Annotated in this window: 13 protein-coding genes and 1 pseudogene; 9 read left to right on the top strand and 5 right to left on the bottom strand. The window is 49.3% G+C overall.

Annotation, left to right across the window (positions count from 1 at the left end):
• Positions 1 to 37 precede the first annotated feature (37 nt).
• The 5 genes and pseudogenes from gltB (at position 38) to gltD (ending at position 7,605) form a co-directional block, all read left to right on the top strand.
• Positions 38 to 4,627, top strand: coding sequence for a glutamate synthase large subunit (gltB, locus tag PLE7327_RS22325; protein ID WP_015146031.1), 4,590 nt, complete (start codon positions 38 to 40; stop codon positions 4,625 to 4,627).
• Positions 4,628 to 4,730: 103 nt separating this feature from the next.
• Positions 4,731 to 5,182: pseudogene (locus tag PLE7327_RS22320) on the top strand (DUF1963 domain-containing protein).
• A gap of 169 nt (positions 5,183 to 5,351) precedes the next feature.
• Complete coding sequence (locus PLE7327_RS22315) at positions 5,352 to 5,675, top strand: DUF433 domain-containing protein (protein WP_015146030.1); 324 nt, start codon at positions 5,352 to 5,354, stop codon at positions 5,673 to 5,675.
• On the top strand, positions 5,672 to 6,022 hold the full coding sequence (locus tag PLE7327_RS22310; RefSeq protein WP_015146029.1) for a DUF5615 family PIN-like protein: 351 nt from the start codon (positions 5,672 to 5,674) through the stop codon (positions 6,020 to 6,022). Before PLE7327_RS22315 ends, PLE7327_RS22310 begins: the two co-directional genes overlap by 4 nt.
• A 98-nt stretch (positions 6,023 to 6,120) precedes the next feature.
• Positions 6,121 to 7,605 carry a glutamate synthase small subunit gene (gene gltD / locus PLE7327_RS22305; RefSeq protein ID WP_015146028.1) on the top strand — a complete coding sequence of 495 codons (1,485 nt, stop codon included), beginning with the start codon at positions 6,121 to 6,123 and terminating at the stop codon, positions 7,603 to 7,605.
• 19 nt (positions 7,606 to 7,624) lie between these two features.
• On the opposite strand, the gene PLE7327_RS22300 is transcribed toward gltD, so the two are convergent.
• The gene (locus PLE7327_RS22300; protein WP_015146027.1) at positions 7,625 to 8,281 is read right to left on the bottom strand and encodes a hypothetical protein; all 657 of its coding nucleotides are present in this window, start codon (positions 8,279 to 8,281) and stop codon (positions 7,625 to 7,627) included.
• Positions 8,282 to 8,362: 81 nt separating this feature from the next.
• Here PLE7327_RS22300 and PLE7327_RS22295 point away from each other — a divergent pair, with 81 nt between their 5' ends.
• Positions 8,363 to 9,148, top strand: a complete 786-nt coding sequence (locus PLE7327_RS22295; RefSeq protein ID WP_015146026.1) for an HAD family hydrolase — start codon at positions 8,363 to 8,365, stop codon at positions 9,146 to 9,148.
• 172 nt (positions 9,149 to 9,320) lie between these two features.
• The gene (gene cobA / locus PLE7327_RS22290) at positions 9,321 to 10,100 is read left to right on the top strand and encodes a uroporphyrinogen-III C-methyltransferase (protein ID WP_015146025.1); all 780 of its coding nucleotides are present in this window, start codon (positions 9,321 to 9,323) and stop codon (positions 10,098 to 10,100) included.
• 59 nt (positions 10,101 to 10,159) lie between these two features.
• Here the strand turns inward: cobA and fba are convergent, their stop codons facing one another.
• The 3 genes from fba to PLE7327_RS22275 all read right to left on the bottom strand — a co-directional run bounded on the left by fba (position 10,160) and on the right by PLE7327_RS22275 (position 12,660).
• On the bottom strand, positions 10,160 to 11,239 hold the full coding sequence (fba, locus tag PLE7327_RS22285; RefSeq protein ID WP_015146024.1) for a class II fructose-bisphosphate aldolase: 1,080 nt from the start codon (positions 11,237 to 11,239) through the stop codon (positions 10,160 to 10,162).
• 237 nt (positions 11,240 to 11,476) lie between these two features.
• On the bottom strand, positions 11,477 to 12,148 hold the full coding sequence (locus PLE7327_RS22280) for a response regulator transcription factor (protein ID WP_015146023.1): 672 nt from the start codon (positions 12,146 to 12,148) through the stop codon (positions 11,477 to 11,479).
• Between the two features lie 71 nt (positions 12,149 to 12,219).
• Positions 12,220 to 12,660, bottom strand: coding sequence for a hypothetical protein (locus tag PLE7327_RS22275; RefSeq protein ID WP_015146022.1), 441 nt, complete (start codon positions 12,658 to 12,660; stop codon positions 12,220 to 12,222).
• 86 nt (positions 12,661 to 12,746) lie between these two features.
• Between PLE7327_RS22275 and petN the strand changes: the two genes are divergently transcribed.
• Together petN and PLE7327_RS25050 are read left to right on the top strand one after the other, a co-directional pair.
• Positions 12,747 to 12,836, top strand: a complete 90-nt coding sequence (petN, locus tag PLE7327_RS23835) for a cytochrome b6-f complex subunit PetN (protein WP_015146021.1) — start codon at positions 12,747 to 12,749, stop codon at positions 12,834 to 12,836.
• The gene (locus tag PLE7327_RS25050; protein WP_186005404.1) at positions 12,811 to 12,984 is read left to right on the top strand and encodes a hypothetical protein; all 174 of its coding nucleotides are present in this window, start codon (positions 12,811 to 12,813) and stop codon (positions 12,982 to 12,984) included. The genes petN and PLE7327_RS25050 overlap by 26 nt, the downstream gene beginning before the upstream one ends.
• Positions 12,985 to 13,024: 40 nt before the next feature.
• Here PLE7327_RS25050 and PLE7327_RS22270 read toward each other — a convergent pair whose 3' ends face one another.
• A complete protein-coding gene (locus PLE7327_RS22270) occupies positions 13,025 to 14,476 on the bottom strand; it encodes an ATP-dependent DNA helicase RecQ (protein WP_015146020.1) in 1,452 nt (483 codons plus the stop codon).
• Positions 14,477 to 14,575: the final 99 nt, after the last annotated feature.

The raw sequence follows: 14,575 nt of genomic DNA, 5'->3' as shown, positions 1-14,575 counted from the left end.
AGATGATAATCCCCTTGCCGCATTGAGATCGTCAATAATGAACAGCAACAAACTGCCACTAAAACAGGGCTTATACGATCCACGATTCGAACACGACGCTTGCGGCGTCGGCTTCATCGTACACATGAAGGGCAAGAAGTCGCACGAGATCGTCGAGCAGGGTCTAACTATTCTTGTAAACCTCGAACATCGCGGCGCGTGCGGTGCTGAGACGAACACGGGCGATGGAGCGGGCATTTTGATCCAGGTGCCGCACAAGTTTCTAAAGAAGGTGGCAGCAGCGGCAAACATCGCGCTACCAGAAGCGGGGCAGTATGGGGTTGGGATGGTTTACGCTTCGCCCGATCGCACCACGCGCGAAGAGAGTCGGCGGCTGTTTGAAAAAATCGTAGCCCAAGAAGGTCAGCAGGTTCTGGGGTGGCGCGACGTGCCGACGGACAACTCGTCGCTGGGCAACACGGCAAAATCGAGCGAACCGTTCGTGCAGCAAGTCTTTATTAAACGCGCTCCGGATCTCGCTGAGGATCTAGCTTTCGAGCGGAAACTCTATATTATCCGCAAGCGAGCGCACACCGAAATCCGCGTGCCGCAGATAGATCCATACTGGTATCCATCCAGTCTCTCGCGCCGCACGATCGTTTACAAAGGAATGCTGATGCCAGTGCAGGTGGGGCAGTATTATCCCGACCTGCGCGATCCGGATCTGGAGAGCGCGTTGGCGTTAGTACATTCGCGCTTCAGCACGAATACCTTCCCAAGCTGGGAGCGATCGCACCCCTATCGCTACATCGCGCACAACGGCGAAATCAACACCCTGCGGGGCAACATTAACTGGATGCACGCACGGCAGTCGCTCCTTCAATCAAAGTTGTTCGGCGACGATCTCAAGAAAGCTCAGCCAATCGTCAATCCCGACGGTAGCGACTCCGGCATTTTCGACAATGCTCTCGAACTGATGGTACTCTCAGGGCGATCGCTTCCCCACGCGATGATGATGGCGATCCCCGAACCGTGGACGGCGCACGAGTCGATGAGCGACGAGAAAAAGGCGTTCTATGAATATCACTCGTGCTTGATGGAACCCTGGGATGGGCCCGCATCGGTCGCGTTTACCGACGGTACGGCGATCGGCGCGGTACTCGATCGCAACGGTCTGCGTCCGTCGCGCTACTACGTCACCAAAGACGATCTCGTCATTATGGCATCGGAGGCGGGTGTATTGCCGATCGAACCCGAACGAGTAGCCTTGAAAGGTCGCCTGCAACCCGGTCGGATGTTCCTGGTGAATATGGAAGAAGGTCGCATCGTCGCCGACGAGGAGCTGAAAAATAAAATTGCCACCGAGCATCCCTATCGCGAGTGGCTCGACAAATATATGGTCGAACTCGCCAAGCTGAAAGACGCGCCGGAGAGTAGAGACGGGTTTGAAAACTTGCCTTTACTACAACGTCAAATGGCTTTCGGTTACACCTTCGAGGAACTGCGCCTGCTGCTGACTCCGATGGCACGCGATGGCGTTGAGGCGGTCGGCGCGATGGGCGCAGATACGCCGCTGTCGGTTCTCTCGGATCGCCCCAAACTCCTTTACGATTACTTCCAGCAGTTGTTTGCCCAGGTAACCAACCCACCGATCGACTCCATCCGCGAAGAGATCGTCACCTCGGCAGAGACGACAATCGGTTCCGAGCGCAACTTGCTCGAACCAGAACCAGAAAGTTGCCATCTCATCAAGCTAAAAACGCCGATCCTCAAAAACGAAGAACTGGCGAAGCTCAAGCACGTAGCCGAGGGCAATTTTAAATCCGTCGTCGTTTCGATTCTGTTCGATCCCAAGGAAGGCGCGAAAGGACTCGAAACGACGATGGACGAGATTTGTACTCAAGCCGATCGCGCGATCGCCGCTGGCGCGAATATCATCATCCTCAGCGATCGCGGCGTTAACCGAGATAAAGCTCCTATCCCTGCATTGCTTGCCGTTTCGGGACTGCATCACCACCTAATCCGCGCGGGCACGCGCACGCGAGTCGGACTCGTCCTTGAGTCGGGCGAACCGCGCGAGGTGCATCATTTTGCCGTTCTAATCGGCTATGGATGTTGTGCCATCAATCCCTATCTCGCCTTCGAGACGATCGAGGCGATGATTCGCCAGGGATCGCTGCTCGGCATCGATCGCGAAACAGCCTATAAGAACTACATCAAAGCGGCGACCAAGGGGGTTATCAAGGTCGCCTCGAAGATTGGTATTTCCACCATTCAAAGCTATCGCGGCGCACAGATTTTCGAGGCGATCGGACTGAATCATTCGGTCGTTGACAAATACTTCACCTGGACTGCATCGCGCATCGAAGGGGCAGATCTCGAAGTCATTGCCAAAGAAGCGATTTTGCGGCATCGCCATGCGTTCCCAGATCGCGCGGTTAACGGTCATACCCTCGATGTCGGCGGCGAATATCAATGGCGCAAAGATGGCGAGGCACACCTGTTTAGCCCGCAGACCATCCACGCGCTGCAACGGGCAGTACGCGAGGGCAATTACGAACTTTACAAGCAATATGCGGCGCTCGTCAACGAACAAAATCAGAAATACTTTACGCTGCGCGGACTGCTGGAATTCAAGTCGCGCGAGCCAGTGGCGATCGAGGAAGTCGAGCCGATCGAGGCAATTATGAAGCGCTTTAAAACGGGCGCGATGAGCTATGGATCGATCTCGAAAGAGGCACACGAATCGCTCGCGATCGCAATGAACCGCATCGGCGGCAAATCCAATACGGGCGAAGGCGGCGAAGACCCCGAACGCTACACCTGGACGAACGAGCGCGGCGACTCGAAGAACAGCGCGATCAAACAGGTTGCCTCCGGTCGCTTCGGCGTTACGAGTTTGTATCTGTCCCAGGCGAAAGAAATCCAGATCAAGATGGCGCAGGGCGCGAAACCTGGCGAAGGCGGGCAGTTGCCCGGACGTAAAGTGTATCCGTGGATCGCTAAGGTGCGCCACTCGACCCCAGGAGTCGGTCTGATCTCGCCACCGCCGCATCACGACATCTACTCGATCGAAGACCTCGCCGAGTTGATCCACGACTTGAAGAATGCCAATCGCGAAGCCCGTATCAGCGTCAAGCTGGTGTCCGAGGTCGGCGTTGGTACGATCGCCGCCGGGGTTGCCAAAGCACATGCCGATGTAGTATTGATCTCCGGCTTCGACGGGGGCACGGGTGCGTCGCCACAAACTTCTATCAAACATGCAGGGCTGCCTTGGGAACTGGGTGTCGCCGAGACCCACCAGACGCTAGTGCTTAACAACCTCCGCAGCCGCATCGTTGTCGAGACCGACGGACAGATGAAGACGGGTCGCGACGTAGCGATCGCAGCCCTATTGGGTGCTGAGGAATTCGGTTTTTCTACCGCGCCGCTGGTCACGTTGGGCTGTATCATGATGCGCGTGTGCCATCTCAATACCTGTCCGGTCGGCATTGCCACGCAAGATCCCCGACTGCGCGAAAAATTCACTGGCGATCCCGAATATACGGTGAACTTCATGAAGTTCATCGCTCAGGAAGTCCGGGAAATCATGGCACAGCTAGGTTTCCGCACCATGAATGAAATGATCGGTCGCACCGACGTGCTGGAGCCGAAGAAAGCCGTCGATCATTGGAAAGCAAAGGGCTTGGACTTCTCGAAGATCCTCTATCAGCCGGAAGTTGGTTCGGAAGTCGGTCGCTACTGTCAGATCCCACAGGATCCCGGACTGGAGAAATCACTCGACATGACCGTGCTGCTGGATCTGTGCAAGAGCGCAATTGAAAGAGGCGAACCCGTCAAAGCTAAGCTGCCGATTAAGAACGTCAACCGCGTCGTCGGCACGATCCTCGGCAACGAAATTACCAAACGCCACTGGGACGGACTGCCAGAGGACACCGTACACCTCCATTTCCGAGGCAGCGCGGGTCAAAGCTTCGGCGCGTTTGTGCCCAAGGGCGTTACCCTCGAACTCGAAGGCGATGCGAACGACTACCTGGGTAAGGGTCTCAGCGGCGGTAAAATCATCGTTTATCCGCCAGCAGATTCTACATTTGTGCCACAGGAAAACATCATCATCGGCAACGTTACTTTTTACGGCGCGACGAGCGGCGAGGCTTATATCTGTGGGGTGGCAGGCGAGCGCTTCTGCGTTCGCAACTCCGGGGTAAGCGCGGTCGTCGAAGGTGTCGGCGATCACGGCTGCGAATATATGACTGGTGGCAAAGTCGTCGTGCTTGGCGCGACCGGACGCAACTTCGCAGCGGGCATGAGTGGCGGCGTAGCCTATATCCTCGACGAGCAAGGCGACTTCGCAACGCGCTGCAACCAGCAGATGGTAGATCTCGAAACCCTCGATGCTGAGGACATCGACACCGTTTACCAGATGATTCAGAAGCACGCCGACTACACTAAGAGCCAGAAGGCACTCAAAGTCCTCGCGCACTGGGAGGAAATGGTGCCGAAGTTCGTCAAAGTGATGCCGAGGGACTACAAGCGCGTGTTGCAGGCAATTAAGAATGCGCTTGCCTCTGGTTTGAGCGGCGACGACGCGCTTGCGGCAGCCTTTGAAGAAAACGCCCGCGACGTTGCGCGTATCGGTGGCAGTTAAAAGTCAGCGACGAATTCTACCCCAAAAATGACTAACAAGAGGCTTCAACCTCTTGTTAGAACTTCTAGCAATAAAACGAGCTTGATAAATTTTATAAACAGAAATGACGAGCATCGATCTTCCTCCTGGTTTAGAAAGATTTAGAGCTAAACTTGAGGCAACTATCAAACCTCATAGAGAAGATTGTTTTGCTTTAACTTTTAAATTAAAGTATGCTCCTATTTCGGATTGCGATTACAAATTTGAAGAATTAATAGGAACAGAAATTTGGGATGTATTTAAAGAAAATAATTACCTTTGGCTTGAATATAGGAGAAAATTTGGACAAGGGCACAGACTTGGAGGTTATCCCCACTTTTCTCAAGACGATCCAAGAGAATTTTTAACTGAAGAAGAGCAATACATTCTGTTATTACAAATTGATTCCGACTTTTATCAATCTAACTCAATTAATATTCAATGGGGGATATAGGTGTCTGTAATTTTTGGATTAAAGAGTCTGCTTTGAGGGAGCTTGATTTCTCCAAGGTTCTTTATAACTGGGATTGCTCGTAGCAATTGAAGTTTACAACATCGACACAAATTTAGATTAAAAACAACTATGGGAAAACCAACTAGCTTTATTAAATTTTTTCGCGAAGGATTATCGGAAATTTCGCCGCGCGATCGCCCACTAGCGCATACAAGATTAAATTAGGGATAGCAGGAGGTAATTGCCAAAACGATGAGTCCATCAATTCTAAAAGCAAAACAATACATAGAAGAACAGGAGGGGTGCTACCGCATTATCGGAAAGCGCGTTTCTCTAGATTCAATCGTCTATGCTTTTCTAGCGGGACAATCGCCTGAAAGTATCGTTCAGTCATTCCCCGTACTGACACTAGAAGAAGTTTATGGCGCGATCGCTTTTTATCTCGCCAATCGCCCAACCATTGATGCTTATTTATCTAAAGGACAGCAACTTTTTGAAACGCTAAGACAGCAAGCTAGAGAAAACAATGCGTTGCTCTATCAAAAGCTGTACGGCATTCAAAACAGTTCGTCATGAAAATTCGCTTCCAAGCAGACTCAGATCTTAACCAAGCGATCGTGACGGGCATTCTCAGGCGCGAGCCAACAGTTGATTTCCAGACATCAAACGTAGCAAATTTAAGTGGCTTAAGCGATTTAGAAGTCCTGACCTTTGTAGCACGAGAAAGTAGAGTCCTCGTTTCACACGACCAGAGAACCATGCCAAGATACTTTGCTGAATTTGTTGTCACTCAAACCAGTCCTAGTGTGATTATTGTCTTACAAAGCTTGTCAATTGGCGAAGCGATAAATAGTCTAATCAAAATATGGCAGACATCGGAAGCAGAAAACTGGGTTAACCGCATTGCCTATTTACCTATTTGAGTCCGATCTCCTCATCATTGTTTTTTACACTAACGTCTAACGTCCCCCACACAGTCCAAAATCCTAACTCTAAAATTAAAATTGCTTGAGAGAACACTATGGGAAAACCAACAGGCTTTATCGAATATCTCCGCGAAGTCGCATTAGAAATCTCGCCGAGCGATCGCATTCGCAACTGGGATGAATTCCACCTGCCCATGCCGGAGGAGAAACTTCGCCAACAAGGCGCGCGCTGTATGGACTGCGGCACGCCGTTTTGTCACACTGGCACGGTCATCAACGGTATGGCGAGCGGATGCCCGATTAATAATCTAATTCCCGAATGGAACGACCTCGTTTATCGCGGACTCTGGCGCGAAGCGCTCGATCGCCTGCATAAAACCAACAACTTCCCCGAATTCACCGGGCGCGTCTGTCCGGCACCGTGCGAAGGCTCGTGCGTGCTCGGCATCAACAATCCGCCCGTCACGATCAAGAATATCGAATACTCGATCGTCGAAAAAGGCTGGGATGAGGGCTGGATCGAACCGATTCCGCCGACTAAGCGCACGGGCAAAAAAGTCGCCGTCGTCGGTTCCGGTCCTGCGGGTCTGTGCGCCGCCGCCCAGCTCAATACGGCAGGTCATTGGGTGACTGTATTCGAACGCGCCGACCGTCCGGGCGGACTGCTCATGTACGGCATCCCCAACATGAAGCTGGACAAGGAGAAAGTCGTCTTGCGCCGCCTCAAAGTCCTCGAAGAAGAAGGGGTGAAGTTCGTCTGCAACACCGAGGTCGGCAAAGACCTGCCCGCCGAAAATCTGCTTAAGGAATTCGATGCCGTTATTCTCTGTACTGGCGCTACCAGACCGCGCGACCTCCCTATCGAAGGACGGCAGTTGAAGGGCATCCACTTTGCAATGGATTTCCTGACTGAAAACACCAAAGCAATTCTAGACAGACACAAGAACGGCAGCTTCATTTGTGCCGAAGGCAAGGATGTGGTCATTATCGGCGGCGGCGACACGGGCACCGACTGCGTTGGCACTTCCATTCGCCACCGTTGCAAGAGCCTCGCGCAACTCGAAATCCTGCCCAAACCCCCGTCGGAACGAGCAGCAGACAATCCTTGGCCCGAATGGCCCAAAATTTATCGGATGGACTACGGACAGGAGGAAGCCGCTGCTAAGTTCGGCGGCGACCCGCGCGTCTATCTCACCACGGCGACGAAGTTTGAAGGCGATGAAACCGGACATGTTAAAGCCGTCCATACCGTACAGATACAGTGGGAAAAAAATGACAAAGGGCAGTTCGTTCCCCAACCCATCCCCGGCACCGAAAAAATCTTGCCCGCACAGCTCGTCCTGCTTGCCATGGGCTTTCTCGGTCCCGAACAACCGTTACTCGATGCTCTGGGACTCGATTGCGATGCGCGTAGCAACGTAAAAGCCGACTACGGTAAATATGCCACCAGTATCCCCGGTGTCTTTGCCGCTGGTGACTGCCGTCGCGGTCAGAGCCTTGTCGTTTGGGCTTTCAACGAAGGTCGCGGTGCCGCCCGCGAGTGCGACCTCTACCTCATGGGCAGTACTGACCTACCTTAAACTTGAGTTTGGTAAAATTTTAAGTCCCCTTCGAGCCTCTAGGAGCCGATCTTTTTGATGCGGGTTTCCTTTGCCTAACCTTTTTCTTAGTCTGAGTTGGTTCTTTCACTCCTTTGTTCAATTGCCAAGCAAGGGCATTGAGAATAAGTTTCCCATAGCCAGCACAATTTTCTCGATAGTTTTCTTGCTCGGCGATGATCGTTGCCAGTTTTTCTAAGGTTTTGGCAAATCGCTTGTCTTGAACCAACTCTTGCTCCTCCGTTGTTAGAGGTCGCGTTCTCTCGAGTACCGAGAGGATTATCGGGAAGTAGGGTTCGGCTTCCTGGGCTATCTGTTGAACGGCTAGTTGCAGCTTGACGAGTTCGATAATCTCTTGTGCTCCTTGAACGATGGGAGGCAATTGGCGAGAATTTGGTAGAATTTTAGTTTCCCTTAAGTGAGAGCTATCCGGCGGAACGTAAACAATATTGTCCTGAGTTAATCCGTCGGGAAATTCGTCGGCTGCTATTTCGCCTTTTTCCCACATTTGCCGGGCAATTTCTAAAGCTTTGGCTCGATTTTTTGGGGTATCTCCTCCTTTTGCCGCTACTTCGATGAGGATGCCTTCTTGAGAGGTTAAGGGTTTGGAGAGATCGCTAATAGCTACGAAATGGGCGACTGATGTCATTCTTGCCATGTTGTTTTTCTAGTAATTAGACAATTGTCGCTAGATAAATATTCTAAACTTTTGTATGTTGTCTTTTCGATCGCGCTTATTATGTCCAACCATGTCCCAACTATTCTCGCGCTAGATTTTGACGGCGTTATCTGCGATGGGTTAGTTGAATATTTTCAAACGACAAAACGAACTTATCATCAAATTTGGACTTCAGAGAAACAAACGATAAACGAGGATTTGGCTCCTAGATTTTATCGTCTGCGTCCGGTTATCGAAACGGGTTGGGAAATGCCAATTTTATTACGAGCATTAATTTTAGGATTTTCTGAAGAGAAAATTTTCCCAAATTGGTCAATTATTGCGCGAAAAATTCTCGAATCCGAGCGACTCGATCCCAAAGAAGTCAGTCAAAAACTCGATAGAATTCGAGATGAATGGATCGAATCAGATTTAGAAGGCTGGTTAGCCCTGCATCGTTTTTATCCCGGAGTTATCGATAGAATTGCCTGCATACTTGATTCTTCAATAAAGTTCTATATCGTTACGACTAAAGAAAGTCGTTTCGTTAAAAAATTATTGCAGCAACAGGGAATAGACTTACCAGAAAAGACAATTTTGGGCAAAGAATACAAATGTCCCAAATACGAAATCCTACGACAATTACTTGAAATCAATTCAGCTAGTCCTGTCAATCTTTGGTTCGTAGAAGATCGCTTAGAAGCGCTTGAATTAGTTCGCCAGCAATCCGATCTACAAAAAGCAAAATTATATTTAGCAGATTGGGGATATAACACCCAGCAAACAAGAGAATCTATTCGCGATCGCCAAGACATTAAACTTCTCTCATTAGCGCAATTTAGTCAAGACTTTTCTGCTTGGTATTAAATCTTACTAAACTCGAATGGCATAGATTTAATGCACTAATTTCATCGCCAAAGGGATTTGGTATCAATAACTACTGGTTACCTTGGCAAGCTTTTCTAAGCTTGAAAGTAGCGATTTAGAAATAGCAACGCTGCCCCGCCAAACAGATTTTTTTCAAACTTCCTTGCTAAATATGAATCGATCGCAATGTCTGGGTAAAGTCTATTTAGTTGGTGCGGGACCGGGAGATCCGGGATTGCTCACCCTCAAAGGAAAAGTTCTATTAGAACATGCCGATGTCGTCATCTACGACGCACTCGTCAGTCCAGAAATTTTAGCGATCGTCAATCCCTACGCCGAAAAAATCGATGCCGGAAAGCGGCGCGGTCGTCACTCGCTTTTGCAGCAAGAAACAACCCAATTGTTGATAGAGAAAGCCCAAAATAATGCCGTCGTCGTGCGTTTGAAAGGGGGCGACCCGTTTATCTTCGGTCGCGGCGGCGAAGAAATAGAAGATTTGGTCAAGGCAGGAGTTCCAGTAGAAGTCATTCCTGGAGTCACTTCTGGCATCGCTGCCCCTGCCTATGAGGGAATTCCGCTGACCCATCGCAATTACAGTTCTTCAGTCACTTTCGTTACCGGACACGAAGCCTATGAAAAATATCGTCCCCAAATTAACTGGGACGCGATCGCTCGCGGTTCGGAAACAATCGTCATCTATATGGGAATTCACAACTTAACCAAGATCGTCGCACAGTTAGCGGCTGCCGGGCGAAGTTTAGATACGCCAGTTGCCCTCATCCGTTGGGGCACCCGACCTGACCGAGAAACGTTAGTCGGTACGTTAGGGACAATCGCCCAAAAAGTTGAAGAAACTGGGTTTGCAGCTCCCGCGATCGCTGTTATCGGCAACGTTGTCAATCTACATGGCGTGTTGCCCGCCCATCAATTTTTTGATAAAAAATCTGGGTAGTTTTTCCTAACTACCCAGTTCTTCAAATTATTGGCTTAAGCAAGAAATAATTGTTATGCTCAAACACCTACAGCTTTTTTGATAGAAGCAGCCAACTCGCCCTTAGCATACTTAGCTGCATACTCATCAAGAGTCATCTGCTTAATCTTGCTAGCGTTGCCAGCAGTACCGAACGCTTGATAACGTTCCGCACAAACCTTCTGCATATATTTAATAGAAGGCTTGAGGAAGTGACGGGGGTCAAACTCTTTAGGAGCTTTTGCCAGTGCTTCGCGAACCGCAGCAGTAATTGCCAAGCGGTTGTCGGTGTCGATATTGACCTTGCGAACGCCGCTCTTGATTCCTTTTTGAATTTCTTCAATGGGTACGCCGTAGGTTTCGGGGATAGCGCCGCCGTACTGGTTGATCAGGTCGATTAGGTCTTGGGGTACGGAGGAGGAACCGTGCATTACCAAGTGAGTATTGGGCAAGCGGCTGTGAATTTCTTCAATGCGGCTGATTGCTAGAATTTCACCCGTCGGCTTGCGAGAGAATTTGTAAGCACCGTGGCTGGTACCGATCGCAACAGCAAGAGCATCAACTTGAGTTTGCTCTACGAAGTCAACCGCTTGATCGGGATCGGTGAGCAGTTGGTCGTGAGAGAGTTTCCCTTCAAAACCGTGACCGTCTTCTTTGTCACCCATACCAGTTTCTAGAGAACCCAAGCAACCGAGTTCGCCTTCTACGCTGACACCGATCGAGTGAGCAACTTTCACGACTTCGCGAGTGACGTTGACGTTGTACTCATAGCTAGCGGGAGTTTTAGCATCGGCTTCCAAAGAGCCATCCATCATGACGCTGGTGAAACCGTTACGAATAGCTGAGTAGCAAGTCGCTGGTTCGTTGCCATGGTCTTGGTGCATGACAATGGGAATATGGGGATAGGTTTCTACAGCAGCTAAAATCAGATGGCGCAGAAAGTTTTCTCCAGCATAGGAGCGAGCGCCGCGAGAAGCTTGTAAAATTACCGGGCTATCGGTCTCATGGGCAGCTTTCATGATTGCTTGAATCTGCTCCATGTTGTTAACGTTGTAAGCTGGAATACCGTATCCATTTTCAGCCGCGTGATCCAAAAGCAGCCGCATCGGTACGAGCGCCATAGATGTCCTCCTATTCTATTTTGATTTGTTAGCTACTTACGTTGTTTAAGAAAGTCAGTTCTATTATTTGTTAATCTTAAGATAGTTTTCACATTTTGACGAACCGTTTTTATTTCGAATAATATCTGCACATCATTCTCGTTTTGTCAATAGAAACTGTACGGGCGGGTTTGAAGTTATCGCTATCGAATCAGATTGGTTGCCTTATTGACACTCCTGTCTCTGGTGGGAACTAATTTAACCAACTAAACCCGAACGGAGAGCGCGAACGGCAGCTTGAGTGCGATCGTCGGCACTTAATTTCGCCAAAATTTTGCGAACGTGAGTTTTGACAGTACCAAGGGTAATAAAGAGCCTTTGGGCAATTTCAGCATTGCTGTATCCATCGACGATCAGTTGCAAGACTTCTAATTCTCGGTCGGTTAGAGGGTCGGTTGTAGAAATTTGGCTGCCTTGAGAAACGATTTTAGCCTTCTTCGCTTGAGACAAAACGATGCGAGCGATCGCCGGATCGATCCAAGAATTTCCTTCCCCAGTCGCTTTTATTGCCTCTAGCAATAACTCCGTCCTCGTATCCTTCATGCAATAAGAATCTGCACCAGCCGCAAAAGCCGCTAGCACTTCGTCTTCGCTGTCGCGCAAGGTCAAAATTAAGATTTTGGTTGGGGCTTCCTCGTCGGCTGAGAGAGATTGTTTAAACTGCTTGGTCAGTTCGATCCCATTGATATCTGGCAGTCCTATATCAACAATAGCAATATCCGGTTGGAGCCTCTGCAATAATTGAAGTCCTTCGCTTCCATTGACTGCTTCGCCAACCCATTCTATATCATCGCGCTGTTTTAGGGCAGTTTTCAGCCCTATCTGCGTCAGTTCGTCGTCTTCAATCAAAGCAACGCGAATCTTACTCATTTTACGATCCTAACTCCGATCGGCTCGTTAAGAGACTGCTAATCCCCGCTCCAAAATCGAATTCCCGATCGCTAATGAAAAGGTTCGATCCAACCGCAAGACAGAGCGAGATCGAGAACGAGACGAGCAATGGCAAAACAAAAAACACTCTCAACTCCTAAGGCAGTGGGCAACCAAACGCCTAGAACCAAATAGTCGGATGTTTCTATTGATGCTAATCCTCGCACTAACCCAAAAGCAAGAACCGCTCCGTCTTTGAGATGGGAATTGCCATCGCTGCGAATGATATAGCGATAGGTAACGCCAAATAGAAAACCGCTCAAAAGCGCGATCGCCACCTTTACCGCCAACTCTACCCCAACAGAAACTTGCAGTTGAGCGAGACTTTCGACTCGGACGGCTAAAACCAGGCTATTAACTAGCGCGGCGATAAAATAGGCAAACGCAAAAGCGATCGCGCCTAATCCTCCCGCTTTACAGGATTCGATTCGTTCTGCCGCTGAGACTGTCACCAATTACCCCTCCAAAAGACGACCGAATGGAAGTATCATAATTTGTGTATTGATTTATGCAGTTGTTTAAAAAGACAGATACAAACATGGATATTTTGGCATTAGGTTGGGTGACTGTTCTAGTACTATTCACTTGGTCAATTGCTATGGTTGTTTGGGGTCGTAACGGTTTCTAGTACGGTGGAAACAACTTCTATTCTCAATTTACTCTTCTTATTCGCGCTGGTTTTATTAGTCTTGGTTAGCGGCGGCATCCTCTACTTGACTACCCTAGAGTGGCGCGATCGCCGCCGTCAAGACAAAGATAAAAAAATGGGACGTTAGTTAGTGGTTAGCAGTTGGTAGTCGAATAACTAACTACTAACTAACAACAATTATCGCAATGACCGCAGCGAAATCCACTTGCCTGTGTGGTAAACCCAAAAGCATTGAGTAAAAACTGCCAGCGACACCTGCGCGTCGTCAGATATTGCCTCATCAACGATTGCGACTGTCGCTGAAGATGAGATCGGGCGGGAAAAGAGGAAGATTGACTCGGATTTAGCTGATAGTGAAAGGGGTCTAACCATTCTAATCGACCCGCACCATGCAGCAGTGAAAGGGCGATTTCTCCCTCTGGAAACTGTCGCGCGATCGCGTCTATTGTTCCCCGATTGGGGATTTTTTTAACAATTTGTTGCGCTTGTCGATATTGCTGTTGCGATCGCCATAAAAAATAGCGATCGCGCTGTTTATCTTGGGGATCTAACCATCCTGTCGGTTCGCTTATCAAAGTTAGCGCATCCGTCGCTTGTCCGTTCCGTCCGCCTCGACCGACTTCTTGTAGGTATTCTGAAAGCAATAGAGGAGGTTGAAAATGAATGACCCAACGCACGTCGGGTTTATCGATCCCCATGCCAAAAGCGCTAGTACAAACCACAAATAGCCTATTTCCCCTCAGCCAACTCGTTTCGATCGCGCGTCGTTCTTGGGGACTCAATCCCGCATGATAAGCCGCAGTTGGGTAGTTTAACGAGTTTAGCCATTGGGCTAAAGCTTCGCTATCTCGGCGGGTACGGACATAAATTAATCCCGCCTGTTTCTCTTTCCCTCGTACAAATTTTAACAGTCGCTCGCGGCGGCATTTCGGAGTCCAGACGATCTTGACTTGAAGATTGAGGTTGTTTCTGTAAGGACTGGTTAGAAAGCATTCGGGTTGCCTCAGTTGTAGCGTTTCGTTAATAATTTTCTGAGAAGTTAAGTCTGCTGTTGCCGTAAACGCCGCGATCGCAATTTTTGTCCCAGACGGTTTAGACTTAAGTAAGGCAGGTCGCACCGCACCTAAGCGGCGATAGGCGGGTCGAAAATTTTCTCCCCATTGGACCAGACAATGGGCTTCATCGACAATCAAACCATTAATTTTTAGTAGGGGGTGAGACAATCTTTCCCAGACGGGCGGACTTAATAGCGTTTCTGGGGAGAGGTAAAGCAATCTGAGTTGTTGTCTTTCTATTTCCTGTAAGGTTTGTCTGCGTTGAGTTCGCGGTAACTCATTATGCAATAAGGCTACCCGAAGACGGCGCGATCGCAAGTCTTGCACCTGATTTTCCATCAACGCTACCAAGGGAGAAACGACCAAAGTCAATCCAGTTTGCAACAAAGCTGGCAGTTGAAAACAAATCGACTTTCCCCCGCCAGTAGGTAAAATTATCAGAGCATCTTTTGATGCCAACAGCACGCGAATAATTTCTGCTTGAGGCGGGCGAAAATCTTCATAGCCCCAAATTTGTTGGAAAGTCCTGTGGATTTGCTGCCAGTCAAGAGCAGAATCGTTCATCAAAATCTGCCGAAATAACAGCTATTGTATAAAATGCCTATAGTGGCAGCAAGGTTTGGGGAAACTTCGGCTAAAATTTAATAGGCTCAATCCAGGATA

The organism is Pleurocapsa sp. PCC 7327, assembly GCF_000317025.1.
In the GTDB taxonomy this organism is placed as follows: domain Bacteria; phylum Cyanobacteriota; class Cyanobacteriia; order Cyanobacteriales; family Microcystaceae; genus Hydrococcus.
The sequence above is the reverse complement of the archived record's forward strand: the minus strand, read 5'-3'. Positions and strand labels throughout refer to the sequence as shown.

Coding starts and splice junctions, on each gene's coding strand:
- PLE7327_RS22280 (WP_015146023.1), bottom strand. CDS start 12,148: ATGAGTAAGATTCGCGTTGCTTTGATTGAAGACGACGAACTGACGCAG.
- PLE7327_RS22300 (WP_015146027.1), bottom strand. CDS start 8,281: ATGGCAAGAATGACATCAGTCGCCCATTTCGTAGCTATTAGCGATCTC.
- PLE7327_RS22315 (WP_015146030.1), top strand. CDS start 5,352: ATGAGTCCATCAATTCTAAAAGCAAAACAATACATAGAAGAACAGGAG.
- fba (WP_015146024.1), bottom strand. CDS start 11,239: ATGGCGCTCGTACCGATGCGGCTGCTTTTGGATCACGCGGCTGAAAAT.
- cobA (WP_015146025.1), top strand. CDS start 9,321: ATGAATCGATCGCAATGTCTGGGTAAAGTCTATTTAGTTGGTGCGGGA.
- PLE7327_RS22270 (WP_015146020.1), bottom strand. CDS start 14,476: ATGAACGATTCTGCTCTTGACTGGCAGCAAATCCACAGGACTTTCCAA.
- gltB (WP_015146031.1), top strand. CDS start 38: ATGAACAGCAACAAACTGCCACTAAAACAGGGCTTATACGATCCACGA.
- PLE7327_RS22310 (WP_015146029.1), top strand. CDS start 5,672: ATGAAAATTCGCTTCCAAGCAGACTCAGATCTTAACCAAGCGATCGTG.
- gltD (WP_015146028.1), top strand. CDS start 6,121: ATGGGAAAACCAACAGGCTTTATCGAATATCTCCGCGAAGTCGCATTA.
- petN (WP_015146021.1), top strand. CDS start 12,747: ATGGATATTTTGGCATTAGGTTGGGTGACTGTTCTAGTACTATTCACT.
- PLE7327_RS22295 (WP_015146026.1), top strand. CDS start 8,363: ATGTCCAACCATGTCCCAACTATTCTCGCGCTAGATTTTGACGGCGTT.